The organism is Pararhizobium sp. DWP3-4 (genome assembly GCF_049898205.1).
GTDB lineage: Bacteria > Pseudomonadota > Alphaproteobacteria > Rhizobiales > Rhizobiaceae > Pararhizobium.
Genome location: NZ_JAFCXF010000002.1, coordinates 656,055 through 673,500, shown reverse-complemented (window position 1 = coordinate 673,500; position 17,446 = coordinate 656,055). Strand labels below are relative to the sequence as shown.

Annotated in this window: 18 protein-coding genes; 9 read left to right on the top strand and 9 right to left on the bottom strand. The window is 61.9% G+C overall.

Going from position 1 to position 17,446, the window contains the following annotated elements:
• Positions 1-182 precede the first annotated feature (182 nt).
• The 4 genes from ACP7E6_RS08420 to ACP7E6_RS08405 all read left to right on the top strand — a co-directional run bounded on the left by ACP7E6_RS08420 (position 183) and on the right by ACP7E6_RS08405 (position 6,515).
• Entirely contained in the window at positions 183-4,196 is a 4,014-nt protein-coding gene (locus ACP7E6_RS08420; RefSeq protein ID WP_426229252.1) for a peptidoglycan-binding protein, read from the top strand.
• Between the two features lie 301 nt (positions 4,197-4,497).
• On the top strand, positions 4,498-5,424 hold the full coding sequence (locus tag ACP7E6_RS08415) for a sulfite exporter TauE/SafE family protein (RefSeq protein WP_426229251.1): 927 nt from the start codon (positions 4,498-4,500) through the stop codon (positions 5,422-5,424).
• The gene (locus ACP7E6_RS08410) at positions 5,424-6,212 is read left to right on the top strand and encodes a TIGR02186 family protein (RefSeq protein ID WP_426229250.1); all 789 of its coding nucleotides are present in this window, start codon (positions 5,424-5,426) and stop codon (positions 6,210-6,212) included. Before ACP7E6_RS08415 ends, ACP7E6_RS08410 begins: the two co-directional genes overlap by 1 nt.
• 66 nt (positions 6,213-6,278) lie before the next feature.
• Positions 6,279-6,515: an Lrp/AsnC ligand binding domain-containing protein gene (locus tag ACP7E6_RS08405; RefSeq protein WP_037104964.1), complete on the top strand. Its 237-nt coding sequence runs from the start codon at positions 6,279-6,281 to the stop codon at positions 6,513-6,515.
• On the opposite strand, the gene ACP7E6_RS08400 is transcribed toward ACP7E6_RS08405, so the two are convergent.
• The gene (locus tag ACP7E6_RS08400; protein ID WP_426229249.1) at positions 6,512-7,744 is read right to left on the bottom strand and encodes an MFS transporter; all 1,233 of its coding nucleotides are present in this window, start codon (positions 7,742-7,744) and stop codon (positions 6,512-6,514) included. The two genes, ACP7E6_RS08405 and ACP7E6_RS08400, sit on opposite strands and share 4 nt — an antisense overlap.
• A 91-nt stretch (positions 7,745-7,835) precedes the next feature.
• On the opposite strand from ACP7E6_RS08400, the gene ACP7E6_RS08395 reads away from it, so the two are divergent.
• The 3 genes from ACP7E6_RS08395 (at position 7,836) to ACP7E6_RS08385 (ending at position 9,092) form a co-directional block, all read left to right on the top strand.
• Positions 7,836-8,282, top strand: coding sequence for a winged helix-turn-helix transcriptional regulator (locus ACP7E6_RS08395; RefSeq protein ID WP_426229248.1), 447 nt, complete (start codon positions 7,836-7,838; stop codon positions 8,280-8,282).
• A 109-nt stretch (positions 8,283-8,391) separates the two neighbouring features.
• Positions 8,392-8,643, top strand: coding sequence for a type II toxin-antitoxin system Phd/YefM family antitoxin (locus ACP7E6_RS08390; RefSeq protein ID WP_426229247.1), 252 nt, complete (start codon positions 8,392-8,394; stop codon positions 8,641-8,643).
• Positions 8,640-9,092 (top strand): type II toxin-antitoxin system VapC family toxin, encoded by a 453-nt coding sequence (locus ACP7E6_RS08385; RefSeq protein WP_426229246.1) that lies wholly within the window; start codon positions 8,640-8,642, stop codon positions 9,090-9,092. The genes ACP7E6_RS08390 and ACP7E6_RS08385 overlap by 4 nt, the downstream gene beginning before the upstream one ends.
• Before the next feature lie 34 nt (positions 9,093-9,126).
• On the opposite strand, the gene ACP7E6_RS08380 is transcribed toward ACP7E6_RS08385, so the two are convergent.
• Together ACP7E6_RS08380 and ACP7E6_RS08375 are read right to left on the bottom strand one after the other, a co-directional pair.
• Positions 9,127-9,438, bottom strand: a complete 312-nt coding sequence (locus ACP7E6_RS08380) for a type II toxin-antitoxin system RelE/ParE family toxin (RefSeq protein ID WP_426229245.1) — start codon at positions 9,436-9,438, stop codon at positions 9,127-9,129.
• Between the two features lie 2 nt (positions 9,439-9,440).
• The gene (locus tag ACP7E6_RS08375; protein WP_113318498.1) at positions 9,441-9,707 is read right to left on the bottom strand and encodes a type II toxin-antitoxin system ParD family antitoxin; all 267 of its coding nucleotides are present in this window, start codon (positions 9,705-9,707) and stop codon (positions 9,441-9,443) included.
• Between the two features lie 309 nt (positions 9,708-10,016).
• Here ACP7E6_RS08375 and ACP7E6_RS08370 point away from each other — a divergent pair, with 309 nt between their 5' ends.
• Positions 10,017-10,583: a dihydrofolate reductase family protein gene (locus ACP7E6_RS08370; RefSeq protein WP_426229244.1), complete on the top strand. Its 567-nt coding sequence runs from the start codon at positions 10,017-10,019 to the stop codon at positions 10,581-10,583.
• Here ACP7E6_RS08370 and ACP7E6_RS08365 read toward each other — a convergent pair.
• From ACP7E6_RS08365 to ACP7E6_RS08345, 5 genes are all read right to left on the bottom strand, one after another.
• A complete protein-coding gene (locus tag ACP7E6_RS08365; protein ID WP_426229243.1) occupies positions 10,580-10,831 on the bottom strand; it encodes a PilZ domain-containing protein in 252 nt (83 codons plus the stop codon). The two genes, ACP7E6_RS08370 and ACP7E6_RS08365, sit on opposite strands and share 4 nt — an antisense overlap.
• 44 nt (positions 10,832-10,875) lie before the next feature.
• Entirely contained in the window at positions 10,876-11,601 is a 726-nt protein-coding gene (gene pdeM, locus ACP7E6_RS08360) for a ligase-associated DNA damage response endonuclease PdeM (RefSeq protein WP_426229242.1), read from the bottom strand.
• 42 nt (positions 11,602-11,643) lie between these two features.
• Positions 11,644-14,178, bottom strand: a complete 2,535-nt coding sequence (locus ACP7E6_RS08355; protein WP_426229241.1) for a ligase-associated DNA damage response DEXH box helicase — start codon at positions 14,176-14,178, stop codon at positions 11,644-11,646.
• A 94-nt stretch (positions 14,179-14,272) separates the two neighbouring features.
• Positions 14,273-15,475 (bottom strand): GGDEF domain-containing protein, encoded by a 1,203-nt coding sequence (locus ACP7E6_RS08350; RefSeq protein ID WP_426229240.1) that lies wholly within the window; start codon positions 15,473-15,475, stop codon positions 14,273-14,275.
• 135 nt (positions 15,476-15,610) lie between these two features.
• Positions 15,611-16,060, bottom strand: a complete 450-nt coding sequence (locus tag ACP7E6_RS08345; RefSeq protein WP_426229239.1) for a VOC family protein — start codon at positions 16,058-16,060, stop codon at positions 15,611-15,613.
• A 52-nt stretch (positions 16,061-16,112) separates the two neighbouring features.
• Between ACP7E6_RS08345 and ACP7E6_RS08340 the strand changes: the two genes are divergently transcribed.
• Positions 16,113-16,715, top strand: coding sequence for a TetR/AcrR family transcriptional regulator (locus ACP7E6_RS08340; RefSeq protein ID WP_426229238.1), 603 nt, complete (start codon positions 16,113-16,115; stop codon positions 16,713-16,715).
• Between the two features lie 12 nt (positions 16,716-16,727).
• Here the strand turns inward: ACP7E6_RS08340 and ACP7E6_RS08335 are convergent, their stop codons facing one another.
• Positions 16,728-17,369: a YitT family protein gene (locus ACP7E6_RS08335; RefSeq protein WP_426229450.1), complete on the bottom strand. Its 642-nt coding sequence runs from the start codon at positions 17,367-17,369 to the stop codon at positions 16,728-16,730.
• Positions 17,370-17,446 lie beyond the last annotated feature (77 nt).

Below are 17,446 nucleotides of genomic sequence, written 5' to 3'. Positions count from 1 at the left end.
CAGGTTAACGGCTTATTTACTACGTTTCGTGAAAGTGCGTGTTGAGATGGTCACAGCTGCATTAGTTTTGTCTTCGCGTCCTTGCAGCTCTGTCCGGATCGGTACCGGAACTCCCGGAAGGCGGGGATTTGCCTTTCTGAAGCCCGGATTCCGATCAAGGCCGATGAAAGAGGCGAAGAACGATGAACGGATCGCGATCAAACACTCCACGTCCCGGCGCCCAGTCTTATGGCGACAGGTCGTCTCTCGACGCGCTGAACCGCACGATCGAGGGCTTGGAAGCGCGCATCGAAGGTTTGATGGGAACGGCAGGGCGTGATCAGCGGGGTAGTGTCCCGGCCGAGCGTGATGTCCCGGTGGCTGTCGCCGACCCAGTCACTGAAATCATGCAGCGGCAGCGGACGCTGACGGCCACGCGGGAACGCGAAGCTGTCCGGGACCGCGACGCCGTCCGGGAACGCGACGCCGTTCGCGAACGTATCCAGCCCCGGGCCGAGCCGCGCACCTATGACGAGCGCAGCGTTCCTTCGTCCCAGTCTCCGGCATTCCAGGCACCCGTTCAGCCGCGTCGCGAGATGCCGGTGGCACCGCCGCTGAGCGAACAGCTGCGCAGTGAAACCTATCGCAGCGAGCCGTTCCGCCGCGAGCCGATCCGCCCAGAAATCACGCGCCCAGAAAACCTGCGCCCAGAAAACCTGCGCCCGGAAACCATCCGCCATCAGCCGGCCCTGCGACCGGAGCCCGTTCGCAGCGAGCCGCTGCGCTCGGAGCAATACCGCAGCGAAGCGCAACGCCAGGATCCGGCCATGGCCGAGATTGCCCAGGCGCTGGTCGGCCTGCGTCAGGAATTGAAGAAGGACATTGCCGACGGACTGTCGCGCGAGATGACGACGTTGCGCGCCGAAATCCGCGGCATCACCGCCGATGCGGCCCAGGACCTGACGATGGCGGAAGATATCCGCAGCGATCTGCAGCGCCTGTCCGACAGCATCAATCAGCTCGGCCGGCAGGCATCGCCGTCGCAGGCCGACGCGCTCAAGGTCGAGTTCGACGAACTGCGCGTCATGATCGATGGCCTTGCCCGCGAGGACAGCGTGCACCGTATGGAAGCGCGCTGGACCGGTGTCGAAGACCGGATGAATGCCTTCGATGCCAACCGCGACGACGAACTGGTGGCGCTGGCCTACCGACTCGATGAGATCAAGTCGCAGATCGGCTCGATGAACAGCGGCCCGGCCATTCACGCGCTGGAAGACAAGCTGGTTTCCGTCGCCCAGGCGATCGAAATGATCGGCCGCCATATGCATCCGGACGATCGCCAGATGACATCGCAGTTTGCCGACCTTGACGCGCGTCTCGACGAGATCAGCCGCGCCATCGTTGCCAGCGGCCGTGCTTCCGTTCCAGACAGCGCCGGCGTGACCCGCGTCGAAGGCCGCCTTGCCGACCTTTCCCGCCAGATCGACGGCCTGCAGCGGCCAGCCGACAATGGCGTCGGTTCCCGCATCGAGGCTCTGACGGCCCGTGTCGAGGAATTGGCCAACGAAGAGGCCGCCGTCCGCCTTGAAGAGCGTCTCGAGCAGTTGTCGCAGATGCTCGAACGGTCGCAGAAGGTGTCCTCCCAGCCGGACCTGACCGGATATCTCTCCGATATTTCCCGCAAGATCGACGCGCTTGATCAGGGTTCGGTCAACGACGCGCTCGCCGAGCGTCTCGATGATCTCGCCCGCCGGATCGACCAGCTGGATATGCCGGCCACCTCCCATTCCGGCGATGCGCGTTTCGACCGGCTCGAAGGCCAGCTGTCCGATATTGCCATCCGCCTCGAGGAAACCCACGCAGCGCCCTATGATGATAGCGAGATCCTGCGCAGCCTGCAGGACCAGATCGCCAACCTGTCGAGCCTTGTCAGCCAGCCACGCGAAATGGCCGCGGTCCCCGTCGAGTTCGAAGGCCGGATGAGCGCGCTTGAGGATTATCTGGCGACCAGCGACGAATATATCATCGAGGCAGCCCGCCAGGCGGCCGAAGCGGTGATGGAAGCCTATTCGAAGAGCGGCATGGGCCATTCCGCTTCCGGCGGCTCGGATATGGCGGCGATCTCGGCGCTTGCCGACGATCTCAAGGTTCTGGAAGACATGAGCCGCTCGAGCGAGGAGCGCACGGCGCGCACGTTCGAAGCGCTGCACGAAACGCTCGTTCATATCGCCGAAAAGCTGGAGCGGCTGGAAGAGCGCGGTCAGGAACAGGATGCGCCCCGCGCCTTCGGCTCGCGCGGCCTCAACAGCCAGCCGCCGATGCCCCACGCCACCCAACCGGTTTTCGAGACGCAGGACGATCCCTTCGCCGAAGCTGATTTTGGACGCCGCTACGAAGACCTGAAGCGCGACATGCACGGGATCGCCGACGAGGCCGAGCCTGCAAGCCCTTCGCGCGAAGAGGTCGCGGAAGCCGTTGCCGAGCAGGCGGCCGTGCACCAGAGCGATGTCAAGACAGCGCCGGTGCCCGCGGCCAAGCCCAGCCTTCTTGCAGGGCTCACCAAGCGGTTTACCAGCAAGCGCACGGAGCCGGTTCGCGCCGTCGAGCGCCAGGTCATCGACCCGACGCCGTCGATCGATGCGGCCGATGCCATCGAGCCGGATATGGCCAACCAGCTGCTGGAGCCCGGCTCCGGCGTTCCCGATGTGAAGAAGATTCTCGAACGGGTTCGTGCCGGCCAGACCGGCCGCACCGCGCCGCCGAGCGAATCGGACAAGGCTGACTTCATCGCCGCCGCCCGCCGCGCAGCCCAGCAGGCGGCCGAAGAAGTCGATACGATGAACCGTGGCAAGAGCGGCGCCAGCGCCTCGCCGATCGGCGTCTTTTCCCGTCATCGCCGTCCTATCCTCATGGCGGTCGGTGCCGTGCTTCTGGCGATCATGTCCTATCCGCTGGTCAACACGCTGATCCGCGGCGAACAGGCGCCCGTCGAGGCGCCGGTGGCTGCGATCGAACAGCCGGTGACACATGAAGTGCCGGCCGCTGCAGAAACACCGGCAACGGAAAATGTAGCCCCTGCGACGGAGGCTGCCGATAACGACGTCGAGCCGCTGACCTCGTTGCAGCCGCAGGCCGAAGGGCAGACAACCGGAGAGCCGGAAACCCCGCTGTCCGAAACCGTTCAGCCGGACGCAAAACTGCCGGACGCCGCCGCGCAGCCCATGCCGGAAACCGGAGCGGTCAGCAGCCGGATGCTGTCGCCGGTCATCGAAGGTTCCGCACCGGAAACGGCAACGGGTCTGAATGCGGCAAAGGACGAGGTCAGCACTGCAGCGGCACAGCCTGCTGCGGGCGAAGCCGCACTGACCGTTCCCGCCGACATCAAGCCCGACGCGCTGGCCGAAGCCGCGAGGAAGGGTGATCCCCTCGCCATGTTCGAAATCGGTGCCGTCTATACCGAAGGCCGTGGCATCAAGGCCGATCTCGTTCAGGCGGCGAAATGGTATCAGCGCGCTGCCGACGCCGGCGTCATTCCGGCCGAATACCGTCTCGCCAGCCTTTATGAAAAAGGCACCGGCGTCAGCCGCGACCTGGTCAAGGCACGCACGCTCTACCAGCAGGCCGCCGAAAAAGGCAATGCCAGCGCCATGCACAATCTCGCCGTCATGCTGGCAAGCGGCGGCAGTGCCGCTCCCGATTTCGCCGGCGCTGGCAAGTGGTTTGCCATGGCCGCCGATCGCGGCATCCGCGACAGCCAGTTCAACCTCGCCATCCTCTATGCTCGCGGCAACGGGGTAAGCCAGGATCTGGAAGAATCCTACAAGTGGTTTTCGATCGCTGCCCGTGACGGCGACGCCGATGCCGGCCAGAAGCGCGATGAAGTCGGCAAGGCCCTGAAGCCCGACCAGCTGAAAAGCGCCAAGGCGAAATTCGATGCCTGGAAGCTGACGCCACTCGAGCCGGCGGCCAATTCGGTCGATGTGCCGGATAACTGGGTGGGCAAGGGCACGAAGACCGCATCGGTCGACATGAAGAAGGCGCTGCGCAACATTCAGGCGATCCTCAACAATAACGGCTTCGACGCCGGCAAGCCGGATGGCGAGATGGGCCAGAAGACCGTCGCCGCGATCAAGGCCTTCCAGAAGTCGATCGACCAGGAGCCGACCGGGCAGATCACCGATGCGCTCGTCAAGGAACTTCTGAAGCGGAACGGCTGAGGCTTTCTGTGGCCATTCGGGCACAGGCCGGCGATTTGACTGGCCATGCCCGGGAACGGCATCTGCGGCCGCAATAATGCCGCAGACCGGCCGGACAAAGGAACGGGTTTCTGGTTAGGGTAAAGCCTGCAAAAGATTGACAGGCCTGACCCCGGGGCGCATGACGGAACGACGTTGAATTCGCGATTTTAACAATTGGTTTTCAAGACTGTTTCATTCCTTATCTCCCGTGGTGAATCACTTGCCACTTTGATGTTTTCCGCCCGCCTTGCGGGCTATTGGCATATTTAGAGGTCTGGCCGTGACGGTGTATCTGCCCATTGCAGAGTTGTCGGTGAACATTTTCATCATCCTCGGAATGGGCGCAGCCGTCGGCTTTTTGTCCGGCATGTTCGGTGTCGGCGGCGGCTTCCTGATCACGCCGCTGTTGATCTTCTACAATATCCCGCCCGTCGTTGCCGTCGCCACCGGTGCAAACCAGGTTGTCGCGTCCTCGATCTCCGGGGCCATCACCCATTTCCGGCGCGGCACGATCGATATCAAACTGGGAACCGTGCTGCTCTGCGGCGGTCTGGCGGGGGCGACGGTCGGTCTCTGGCTCTTTTCGCTGCTGCGCCGCATCGGCCAGCTCGATCTGGTGATTTCGCTCGCCTATGTGCTTTTGCTCGGCACCGTCGGCTCGCTGATGCTGTGGGAGAGCATCAACGCTCTGCGCCGTGCCGCCAGGAACGAGACCGTCACGCTGAAGCGGCCGGGTCACCACAACTGGGTGCACCGCCTGCCGCTGAAGATGCGGTTCAAGAAATCCAAGATCTATCTCAGCGTCATTCCGATCGCCTTGCTGGGTTTCTGCATCGGCATCCTGACATCGGTGATGGGCGTCGGCGGCGGCTTCATCATGGTGCCGGCGATGATCTATCTCCTGCGCATCCCGACCAATGTCGTCGTCGGCACCTCGCTGTTCCAGATCATCTTCGTGTCGGCCTATACCGTCATCGTCCAGGCGTCGGCCAACTACACCGTCGATATCGTGCTGGCCTTCGTGCTGATGATTGCCGGCGTCATCGGCGCGCAATATGGCGTGCGGGTGGGGCAGAGGCTGCGCGGCGAGCAGTTGCGGGCGCTTCTGGCGCTTCTGGTTCTGGCCGTCGGCATCCGTCTTGCCATCGAGCTGGTGATCCCGCCAAAGGAAGTCTATTCGATCGTCTCCGCGGGGCTCGGTTTCTGATGCGGATCGTCTCGCGCTTCCTCTTTGCCGCTCTCCTGTTTTCCGCGCCGCTTGCTGCACGGGCGGAACCGGTCGACTTCACCGAGAAGCTGGATATCGGCATCTCCACCGACGAGATCGCCATCACGTCGGATTTCCGCGGCGCCGATCTGACGATCTTCGGCGCCATTGACGGTGCCGATCCGGGGCTTCTGGCGCAGGGCAAATACAATATCGTCGTGGCTCTGGAGGGGCCGAAGGAAAACACCACGGTACGGCGCAAGGAGCGTGTCTTCGGCATCTGGATCAATACCAGATCCATGACCTTCGAAAAGGTGCCGGAATCCTATTCCCTGTCGAGCACGCGCGATATCGAGACGATCGCGGCGCCCGGGAACATGAACAATATGGGCATCGGCGTCGATCACATGCCGTTGACGCCGATCGGCTTTATCGGCGATGGCAGCAACCTCACCGAATTCCGCGATGCGTTCCGGCGGCTGCGGGAAACCACCGGCGTCTATCAGCGCGATCCCGGCGGCGTGCAGTTCATCAGTTCCAGCCTGTTCAAGGCCTCGTTGCGCCTGCCGGCCGACGTGCCGAACGGATCGCATATCGTCCGCGCCTATCTGTTCCGTGACGGCCTTTTCGTTGCCGCCAAGGCGCTGGAACTGCGTGTCGTCAAGACCGGCCTGGAGCAGGCGATCACCACCGCAGCACATCAACAGCCGTTCCTCTACGGCCTGGTGGCCGTGCTTTTGGCCGTCGTCACCGGTTGGCTGGCCAGCATCGTCTTCCGCAGGGACTAACCGGATGCGGCTTTGCCTCGTCGTGAAAACAGGCTATTTGCGATCGAAACATCAGGAGACTGAGCCATGAAGCCGATTTTCGTCCAGCTGCAATGCGCCCCCGGCAAGACCTACGAAGTCGCCGACGTGATCTACAAGAAGGAGATCGTCTCGGAGATGTATTCGACCAGCGGCGACTACGATCTTCTGATCAAGGTCTATGTCGATGAAGAGCAGGATATCGGCAAGTTCATCAACGACAACATCGCCACCGTGCCGGGCATCAACCGGTCGCTGACGACGCTGACGTTCAACGCGTTCTAGCCCGCGGGGCACTGTTCCAACGGCCGGTTTTCCCGGCGCGGCAGCGTGACGGCCCAGTAGATCAAGGCGGCGAGGCTGACGGCACTGCCCAGAAGACAGACGCCGGCCCAGCCCGCATGGGCATAGATGGCCGTCGATGCGATGGCGCCGCTGGCGCTGCCTGCGGAGTAGAACACCATGTAGCCGCCGATGATCCGGCTTTTGGCCTCGGGCCGAATGGCCAGGATCGCACTCTGATTGGTGACGTGGACGGCCTGGATCGCCAGATCCAGAAGCACCGTGCCGGCGATCAGAGCTGGTATCGACGTGTGAAGCATGGCGATCAGTGCCCAGGAGGCCAGCAGCAGGCCGAGCGCAATTCCTGTCGTCCAGTTGCCCAGGCCACGATCAGCCAATCGTCCGGCACCTCCAGCGGCAAGCGCACCGGCAACGCCCGCAAGTCCGAACAGTCCGATCGCCGTGTGCGACATCGCATGCGGTTCGACACTGAGCGGCAGTGCCAGCGATGTCCAGAAAATACTGAAAACGGCAAAGATCAGGAAGGCCATGCCGGCCGTTCTGCGCAGCACCGGCTCTTCGATGAACAGCACGGGGATGGAGCGCAGCAGGCTCCAATAGGAGGGCGTCGGCTGGCTTTCGCGATGATCCGGCAGAATGCGGTGGAGCGCGATCGCCATCAGCAGCGTCAGCACTGCCGAGGTCAGATAGACCGACCGCCACCCGCCCATGTCCGACAGCAGACCCGCTATGAAGCGGGCACAGAGGATGCCGATGACCACGCCGCTGGTGACGATGCCGACGGTCCTGCCGCGCGCTGCCGGGGCAGCGAGAACGGCGGCAAAGGCGATCAGCGTCTGAACCAGCACGGACAAGAGTCCGACGGCGGCCATGGCCGCCATGAACAGGCCGCCGGTCGGTGCCAGAGCGGCCGCCGCCAGTGCCAAGCAGAGCAGGAGCGATTGCACCGCGATCAGCCGGCGCCGGTCGAGAATGTCTCCAAGCGGCGTGATGAAGATCAGCCCGAGCGCATAGCCGATCTGCGTCACCGTTACGACGATGCCGATGGAGGCCGGGCTGATGCCGAAATCCCCGGCCATCGCCCCGAGCAAGGGCTGCGCGTAATAAACGTTCGCCACGCTCAGGCCGCCCGCCACGGCAAACATCATGGTCATTGCGCCGGAAAACCCGGCCGGGCCATGTCTCGCCGTATCTGTCATTGCACCGCGCATCAATTTTCCTTTCAGTTTGGTCTTATAATAAGACCAGTTGCGCTGATGCGAGTCTAGTCCTATTTTAAGACCAGTCATGGATTATGGGGTAATGGTTTTGAAACGTACAAGCCTGACGCAGGCAGAATGCCCGGTTGCCCGCTCTCTGGACGCGATCGGCGACTGGTGGTCCTTGCTGATCGTTCGCGACGCTTTTGACGGCATCAGCCGTTTTGGCGAGTTCCGCCGCAGCCTCGGCATCGCCAAGGGAATGCTGACGGCGCGGCTGCGCGATCTGGTCGATTGCGGCGTCCTGGAAACGGCACCGGCATCGGATGGCAGCGCCTATCAGGACTATCTGCTGACGGAAAAGGGACGCGCGCTCTTCCCCGTCGTCGTCGCCCTGCGGCAATGGGGCCAGGAGCATCTTTACGCGCCCGCCGAGCCCCATTCGGTGCTGGTGGACGTGGCCACCGGGAGCCCGGTGGAGAAACTGGAGTTACACTCGGCCGATGGCAAGCCGCTGGGGTGGAGCGATACGAGGGTTAGGAAGGTTTAGCGGCGGATACTCAGGTGGATTGCCCCGTTTGCTGAGGGGTATTCCGTAGTCTTGATTTCTCGGGCTTTTGCGCTCAATGTAGTCACAAATGACCACAAGGAGTGAATGAATGTCGACGGTCAGTCTGCGGGACGCGAAAGCTGGATTTTCGAACCTTGTCGATGAGGCGATCAAAGGCGAGTTCGTGACGATCACGCGCCACGGGAAACCGGTTGCGGCACTTGTCAGTATCGAGGCTGCTGAAGCAGCCAGAAAAGCTATGAACAAGGCGCGGCCGAATTTCGGCGAATATCTCATGACCTTTCCCGGCGGCGTGGAGCTTGAACGCAGTCCGTCGAAAATGAGAGATATCGATCCGTGAGCGGTTATCTGCTTGACACGAATGTCATCTCGAAATTTGCACCTGACAAACCGGCGCCCTCGGACGCCTTGATCGCGTGGATGCGTGAGCAAGGCGCGGCAGACAGATTATTCCTGTCCGCCATGACGATTGCGGAAATTGAAAAGGGGATCAGAAACCTTGAACGGCGCGGCGCCAGCGAAAAGTCGTCGCGGCTTCGGCAGTGGCTGGAGGGGATTGTCTCATTATTCGATGACTGCATCCTGCCGATGGATATTGCAGTTGCAAGGGTCGCCGGAGCAATCGAAGATGAGGCGGACGGACGAGGCCGGCATCCCGGGCTTGGCGATGTCATTATCGCCGCCACGGCAAAGCTACATGGTTTGACGGTCGTCACCGAGAATGTACGGCACTTCGAGCCACTCGATGTGATGGTTGAGCTTCCGGACAATCTGAGTTTCGTAGAATAAGTGGTATAAACTGCTTTAAATCAAAGCCGTGCGTCTAACGCCGCTCGTCGAACATCTCGGCGGTGAAATTCCGGCCGCCGTAGAAAATGCCGAGAATGATGACGGTGTCGGTCTCGACCGCAAATGCGATGCTGACACTGCGCCGATATCCGATGATGCGTAAGCCCGGCATCAGTTCGACACGCTCCGTGCCGCGCTCCGGGAAATCCGACAATTGTGTGCAGAATGTGCGGATGCCCGACACGAAGTTCCAAGCAGTTGTTGGGCCGGCACTTTCTGCAATTGTATCGTAGAGCGCATTCAGCTCTTCCTTCGCCTTCTGATGGAGAAGAACTTTGTAGCGCATGGTCATTTTGACTTGGCAAGCCGAGCTTGATGCCGCCCTTCCAATCTGGAAAAGGCGTCTTCGAGCGAAATGGCTGTCTGCGGGTTTTGGCGGATATCCTCCAGGCGCGACGGGATTTCGTCGCGCAGCCAGCGCTCGCGTGCCGCCTCGAAATCTTCAAGCATCCGCAACCCCGCCCGCACGACTTCGCTGGCATTGTTATAGCGGCCGGATTCAAGTTGTGCCTGGATGAAGCGTTCATAATGCTCGTTCAATGCGAAACTCGCCATCGCTCGTCCTCATGAAAGTGATAATTATTGACAATAATTATCATAATGAGCGCGATGGTAAAAGAGTCAGCGTTCACTCCAGCAGATCGGCAAGCCGAATAAATCCGGCCCACCCCAGAGCGACAAGGTGATCAAAGAGGCCGCGCATGATCAGTCGACGGCAGGCCGCTTGGATGGAGCGATACCCGGGTCGAGAAACCGCAACCGTCTTTCAGACGCCTTCACGATAACCGATTGCATTTTGCAATCTGTTTGATTAACATCAGGCCGCTTGTGAATTCCAATCTGTTTTGATCGAAGGAGCTTGATATGGGCAAGGTCATCGTCTGGAATCTCGTCACCCTCGACGGCTATTTCGAGGGGGTGAAGAAATGGGATCTCGATTTCCACAGGCAGGCCTGGGGGCCGGAACTGGACGCGTTGAGCAAGGAATTCGGCAAGAAGGCCGAAGCGCTCGTCTTTGGCCGGGTCACCTATGAGGGCATGAAGGCCTATTGGACGACTGCGGACGACGACACCGAAGTCAAGGCCTACATGAACGCGCTTCCGAAGATCGTCGCCTCGCATACACTGGAAAAATCGGACTGGAACAACACCCGCGTCGTCAAGAACATCGCGGCCGAGCTTGCGCAACTGAAGCAGGCCACCGACAAGACCATCTACATTTTCGGCAGCGCCGACCTCGTCGCCTCGCTGTTGCAGGACGATGTGATCGACGAGATCATGCTTTGCGTCGTGCCGGTCCTGCTCGGGCAGGGGACGCCGCTGTTCAAGCCCGCAGACCGGCGCAAGTCGCTCAAGCTGCTGGAATCCCGGCCGCTGGGATCGGGCGGAGTTATCCTGCGATATGGGGCGGAGAAAGATGCAGCGCGCTAGATGGCAGCGTCGAAACTGACGCCCATCTCATTGAGCTTGCGCCATCTGACAGTGCATTTGTAATTCCTGTCGTCTGCACACATCAAAAGAAATTCATCGGGGAGCCCGAGGGCATTCTCGACAAGAAGCTTGGCGCCGCTTGCTGAGAGGTTGCGGATCGTGCAGTCGATCGAGGAAGATCCGTGATTGAACATGATACGGCCGCTCTTGAGAGCCCGTGTCCTCGGTGAACCGCGTTTCTCCGTCATGCTCAGGCTCTCCGCTACGGTCTTCGCTCCCGGTATTCCTGCGCTCATCCCAGCAAATTGGCAAAGCGTACCGAATAGATCCGGTCCCGCCCCAGCATATGGGCGATGAGGCTCTGGTGGTCGAACAGGCCGCGCATGGCCTGGTGGCGCAAGTCGAGGCCGCCGGTGGTGACGCCGAAGGCGGGCATGATCAGGCGGCGGCCGTCGGTGGCGAAGCAGGCGCGGCGCATGTATTTTTCACGGCGGCGGACGGTGGCGGACGGATGGAGATGGCCGGCGATCTCGCCTGCGGTGGCGTTGAGTCCCGGTTCGTGGCGGAAGATCAATCCGCAATGGATGAGTTCGTCCATCGATGCACCGGGCAGGGCAGTGGTGCCGTCGGGATCGTGGTTGCCGTTGATCCAGATCCATTCGCGGCCGCGCGCCATGGTTTCGATCATGCCGCGAAACAGCTCGGGCATCAGCGCCGAGCCGACCCGGTCGTGAAAATTATCGCCGAGGCTGATGACGGTCTTCGGATTGTGACGGGAGATCACCGCATCCAGAATGCGCAGTGTCGCCAGCGTATCATAGGGCGGCAGCATCATGCCGCGGCGGGCAAAGGCCGAGCCTTTTTCCAGGTGCAGATCGGAAACGACGAGTGTGCCGAGATCGGGCAGATAGAGACCGCCCAGCGGATCGCAGACGCCGATGACGCCGTTGACGACGATGCGGGCCGATTGCGCCGGATTGTCCGGTAGGGCGGAGATGGCATGGGCGATGCGGTGCATAGGATTTCCGGCGCGGCGTTGTGTTCAGTCTCTGACCAAGGTTTATGGCGATGCCGTGGCCAGCACGTCCGCAAACAGTTCGTCGGCGGCTTCGGCGAGCAGAAAGTCCTGCGCGTCGCCATTGACCGATTCCCGGCCGATTTCGAGCATGACCGGCACGGCCAGCGGCGAAATACGGTCGAGCGGCCGATGGGTGATATGCCCCTTGATTCGCGACAGCATATCGCCAAGCCGCTCGATTTCCAAAAGTCCGGTGGATGCATCGTTGCGGGTGGCCTCAAGCAGGATGTGATCCGGCTCATGGCTGCGCAGGACGTCATAGATGAGATCGGCGGAAACCGTCACCTGCCGCCCGCTCTTTTCCTTGCCGGGATGGCGCTGGTCGATCAGTCCGGCGATGACGGCGCAGTTGCGAAAAGTGCGTTTGAGCAGAAAACTTTCGTTCAGCCAGGCTTCGAGATCATCGCCCAGCATGTCCTCGTCGAACAGGTCGGCAAGCCACGGCCGGCCGGACGTGAAGGCGTCGCTCAGATCCTCAAGTCCCCAGACGGCCAGCGAATAATCGGTGGCAACGAAGCCAAGCGGCTTCAATCCGGCGCGGTCGAGCCGCCGCGTCAAAAGCATGCCCAGCGTCTGATGGGCCAGCCTGCCCTCGAAGGCGTAGATCACCATGTAATGGCGGCTGCCGCGGGGGAAGGTTTCGATCAGAAGCTCGTCTTCCTTCGGCAGCATCGAGAGGTCTTTTTGCAGGGAAAGCCAGTCGCGCACCTGATCGGGCAGCGTCGTGTGCTGGCTGGGATCGGCAAGCATCTTGCGGACCTGCTGGGCAAGATAGGTCGACAGCGGAAACTTGCCGCCATTGTAGGAGGGTACCTTCGGGTCGAGCTTGAAGCCCTGGCTGACCAGGCATTCGTTTTCGCGGATACCCTCAAAGCGCAGCACCTTGCCGGAAAACAGGAACGTATCGCCCGGCGACAGCATTTCGACGAAATTTTCCTCCATCTTGCCGAGCGGCATGCCGCCACGACCGAGAGCGCCACGGGCATTGTGCTTGACCATGCGCACGTTGAGCATCGGCGATTCGATGATGGTGCCGACATTGAGGCGGTATTGCTGCGCAATCATCGGATTGGACACGCGCCAAAAACCTTCGGGCGTCTTGCGGATCTTGGCGTAGCGTTCGTAGGCGCGCAGCGCATAACCGCCGGTGGCGACGAAATCGACGATGCGCTCGAAGGTTTCCCAGGTCAGATACGCATAGGGTGCTGCACTGGTGATCTCGGCATAGAGCGCCAGCGGGTCGAAGGGCGCAGCGCAGGCCATGCCGAGTACATGCTGGGCAAGCACATCGAGCGCGCCCTTGCCGACCGCGGGCGTGTCCTGCGCGCCGATATAGTTGGCGTCGAGGGCGGCCTGGCATTCCATCACCTCGAAGCGGTTGGCCGGCACCAGGATGGCGCGGCTCGGTTCGTCCATGCGGTGATTGGCGCGGCCGATGCGCTGGGCAAGGCGTGATGCCCCTTTCGGGGCGCCGACATGGATGACCATGTCGACGTCGCCCCAGTCGATGCCGAGATCGAGCGTCGAGGTGGCGACGACGGCGCGCAGACGGTTTTCGGACATGGCCGCCTCGACCTTGCGCCGTTGGCCGACATCCAGGGAGCCGTGATGCAGCGCAATCGGCAGATTGTCGTCGTTGATGGTCCAGAGATCCTGGAAGACCCGCTCGGCCTGGCTGCGGGTGTTGACGAACAAAAGCGTGGTCTTGGTTTCGCCGATCGCCTTGTAGATATCGCCGATGGCGTAGACTGCGGAATGCCCGGCCCAGGGCACGCGCTCCTCGGTGGACAGGATGGAGATTTCCGGCCGGGCGCCTCCGGTGACGGTGATCAGCCCGGCATGATTGTTTTCACCCTCTCTCTGCGGCGCCAGCCAGCGCTGCAGATCCATCGGATCGGCGACGGTCGCCGACAGGCCGATCGCCTGCATGGCAGGCGCGAGCTGGCGCAGGCGGGCAAGGCCGAGCGAGAGAAGATGGCCGCGCTTGGAGGTGACCAGCGAGTGCAACTCGTCGAGCACCACATATTTCAGGTTCTTGAAGAAGCGCTCGGCCTCGCCATTGGCCAGGAGCAGCGCCACCTGTTCCGGCGTGGTCAGAAGAATATCCGGCGGATTGAGCTTCTGGCGCTGACGCTTGGCGGCGGGGGTATCGCCGGTGCGGTTTTCGATGCGGATCGGCAGGCCCATGCCGCCAACCGGCTTCATCAGGTTGCGTTCGATATCGACGGCGAGTGCCTTGAGCGGTGAGATGTAGAGCGTGTGGATGCCGGTGAAGGCCGAGCCCGGCGGGATTTTTCCGCGCTCGGTGAGCGATACCAGCGAAGGCAGGAACCCGGCCAGCGTCTTGCCGGCGCCGGTCGGGGCGATCAAAAGCATGCTTTCGCCGCCCTGGACGCGGGAGAGAAGCTCCAGTTGATGCGCACGCGGCTGCCAGCCCTTTTCTTCGAACCAGCGCAGGAAGGGCGGCGGCAGGAGAATTTGCGTCTTGGCGCGCGGGATGGAATCGATCTGGTTCACATCGGTGAATGTAGTGCAATCGCGGGGGAAAAGAAGCGGGGCAAGACATGCAGTTTGGCCGGCGGCCGGCGGAACCGTATGAAGGGAAGTCCGGTTACGCTGCCTGCCCGGCCTTCGTCGTCTGTGCCGGACGTGTGTTTTGCCGGGGGTCGGAGGCGAGCACGGATGGCGCATCGGCCCGATACGCTTCGATGCGGTTCCTGCCGCGGCTCTTGGCCCCATACAGTGCCGTGTCGGCGCGGCTCATAAGCTCGTGCAGCGGCAGGCCGGCGCAGGCCACAGCCGTACCGGCGCTGATCGTGACCGGGATAAAGGTCTCGCCCACTTTGACTTTCAGCGACTGGACGGCGTTGCGCAGTCTTTCGGCAACGTCCTGCGGATCGAGATTGGATGCGGCGGGCAGATAGAGGCCGAATTCCTCACCGCCGAGGCGTGCGAAGATTTCACCGTGGCGCAGGTTCAGCGCCATTTCCCTGGCGGCGGAGGCGAGCACGATGTCGCCTGCGGCATGGCCAAAGGTGTCGTTGACGCGCTTGAAGTGATCGATGTCGATGATGATGAAAGCGTCGCCGGCAAGTGGTGCAGCGGGCAGCGTCAGGAAGAACCAGCGGCGATTGCGGATCTGCGTCAGCGCATCGGTGTCGAGCAGCGTCGTCAGCATGGCTTCCACTCGTTCCTTGACGAAAACCAGCGAAAACAGAGCTATGGCGAAATGGCAAAGGATGAGCAGGAAGAAGGCGTCGCGCGGATGAAGAGGTGCTGTATCCGGCGCCATCAACCCAGCAACCACGAAAACCGACAGGATGACCGCCACGGCAATCGCTGCCGCCAGCGCATATCTGGCCGACAGTTTTTCATGCCGGTCGTCCAGCATAAGCGTCACGGCCGAGGCACCCAGGAACAGGATCGAGCTGCCTTGAAAGATGCTCGCACGCCAAATGCTGTCGAGGTGAAATCCGGTGAGGAGCGCTGTCACGATAAGGCCTGCGGGAATTGCCAGCGCAAACCAGTCCAGTGAGCGCCGATTGTTGTTGCCGCTAAGCCTCCTCATTCCAATCCAGAAGACGGCATAGCCAAGGGTGCCGAGCGAAAAGCTCGACAATGCCCACACGGAAAGCTGCAGGGCATGCTTTTCACCGAGGCCTGCAAATGTCGAGGCAACGGCCTGGAGGGTGAAGGCGACGGCGAGGATGCCGAGCCCGTGACTGCTCGGCGATTGCCAGCGAACATACAGGAAGCAGAGCGCACCAATGAAAAATGACGACTTGTGAAGAAGCAGTACGGTCGCGAGGTCCAAGGCTGGTATCATCCGCAGGTTATGGGCGTTGGAGGTGCCGTATAACAGGCATCGATTACCGAATTCTGAAATAGACCCGCAATGCCTCGACAGGACTGGTGCGCGCCGCTTTCATCGCCGCCGTGGCTGCAGAGCTTAGGCGGACGCGCCTGCGTTCCAGCGCTTCTGCATTTCCTCCGGCGTCACCTGTTCGATGGTCTGCGACAGCATCCAGCGATGGCCATAGGGGTCGAGAACCTGCGCCACGCGCTCGCCAAAGCTCTGGTCTGCGGCCGGGCGCAACAGCGTCGCTCCGGCAGAAACCGCCTGCGCCACGGCGGCATCGGTCGATACCGTGTCGATATGGAAGGTGACGGGCGAGCCGCCGATCGTGTCGGGCGACAGGGCGCCGAAGTCCGGATATTCGTCCGCCAGCATCATCAGCGTCTCGCCGAAGCGCAATTCGGCATGGCCGATGCGGCCGTCCGACGGGTCGGTCATGCGGAAGATCTCTTTGGCACCAAAAGCGCGGCTGTAGAACTCGATGGCCTGGGCTGCATTCTTGACGACGAAATAGGCGCTGACTTTGCGGGCAATACTGGTCATCGGACGCTCCTCCTTGACGGGTCTGTATATTAACGTTACGTATCGTAATGATATGAGTCAAGACCCAAATACACAACCGAAGAAACGCGGACGCCCGCCAAGTGAGGCCGCACAAAAGCGAGCGCTGGAGGCTGCCCACGACATCCTGATGGCGGACGGTTTCGGCCGTCTGACCATCGAGGCCGTGGCGGCGCGCTCCGGCGTCGGCAAGCCGACGATCTATCGCTCCTGGGCGAATGCGCAGGAACTGGCGATGGCTGCATTGCTGGTCAGTCGGTTGCCGCAAGCGGAAGCTAAGGGGGCGACGGCGGACGTCGCGCTTCATGCGCAGATGCGCGGCCTGGTGACGGCATTCGCCACCACGCGCGGCCGGCAGATCACCATGGCGCTTGCGGCGGCAGACCCGGAAAGCGAATTCACCAAGGCATTCCGCAATCAGGTGATCCTGTCGAGCCGCAATGCCGGACGCGTCATTCTCGAGCAGGCGCTGGCAAGGGGCGAGATCGCGTCGCCGATCGATCTGGAGGCCTTGCTCGACATGATCTACGGGCCGGTGTTCTTCCGGCTTTTGGTCGGGCATCGCCCGGTCTCGATAGAATTCGGCGATGCGGTGGTGGCGACCGCCCTGCGTGCCGTTACGCCTTCAGGGGCGTAGCTGTCGGCCTTCTCACATCGCGATATAGCGGTCCTTGCGGTGGTTCATCGCCAGCGTGATGTTCATGACGACGGCGCCGGCGATCGAGCAGGCGATGATGTAGGGGCTGGCGAGGAAGAACGAGCAGGCGACGATGGCGCCGTCGAAGCCGAGTTGGACAAGGCCGGCCCGCCAGCCGAAACGATCCTGCAGATAGAGCGCCAGAATGCCGATGCCGCCAAGGCTGGCGCGGTGGCGGAACAGCGCGAGCAGGCCGGCGCCAACGACAAGGCCCGCAAACAGCGCTCCGATCAGCGGATCGACATGGGTGATCCCCAGAGCCCGTGGCAGGACTTCGGACATGGCCGATGTCAGGGCGACGGCGATGAAGGTCTTCACCGTGAAGGCCAGGCCCATGCGGCGGAAGGCCAGATAATAGAAGGGCAGGTTCACCACAAAGAAGCAGGCGCCGAAGCTGAAGCCGGTCGCGTAATGGACGAGAAAGGCGATGCCGGGCGTACCGCCGGTCAGAAGTCCGGCACTGGAGAACAGCGTGATGCCGAGAACGGCGAGCATGCTGCCGGAGATCACGCCCTGGGCGTCATCGACGATCGAATGCCGCTCGGCGCTCGAGTTCATCAAGGCCGCAAAGGCCGATTTTGCAGGGGTTGCCATCATCGTCACTGTTTCCCGTCGCCTGTATCATGTTCTTCTATCTCCCGATTTTGCGAACGCAAGCTCTGTGACGCATT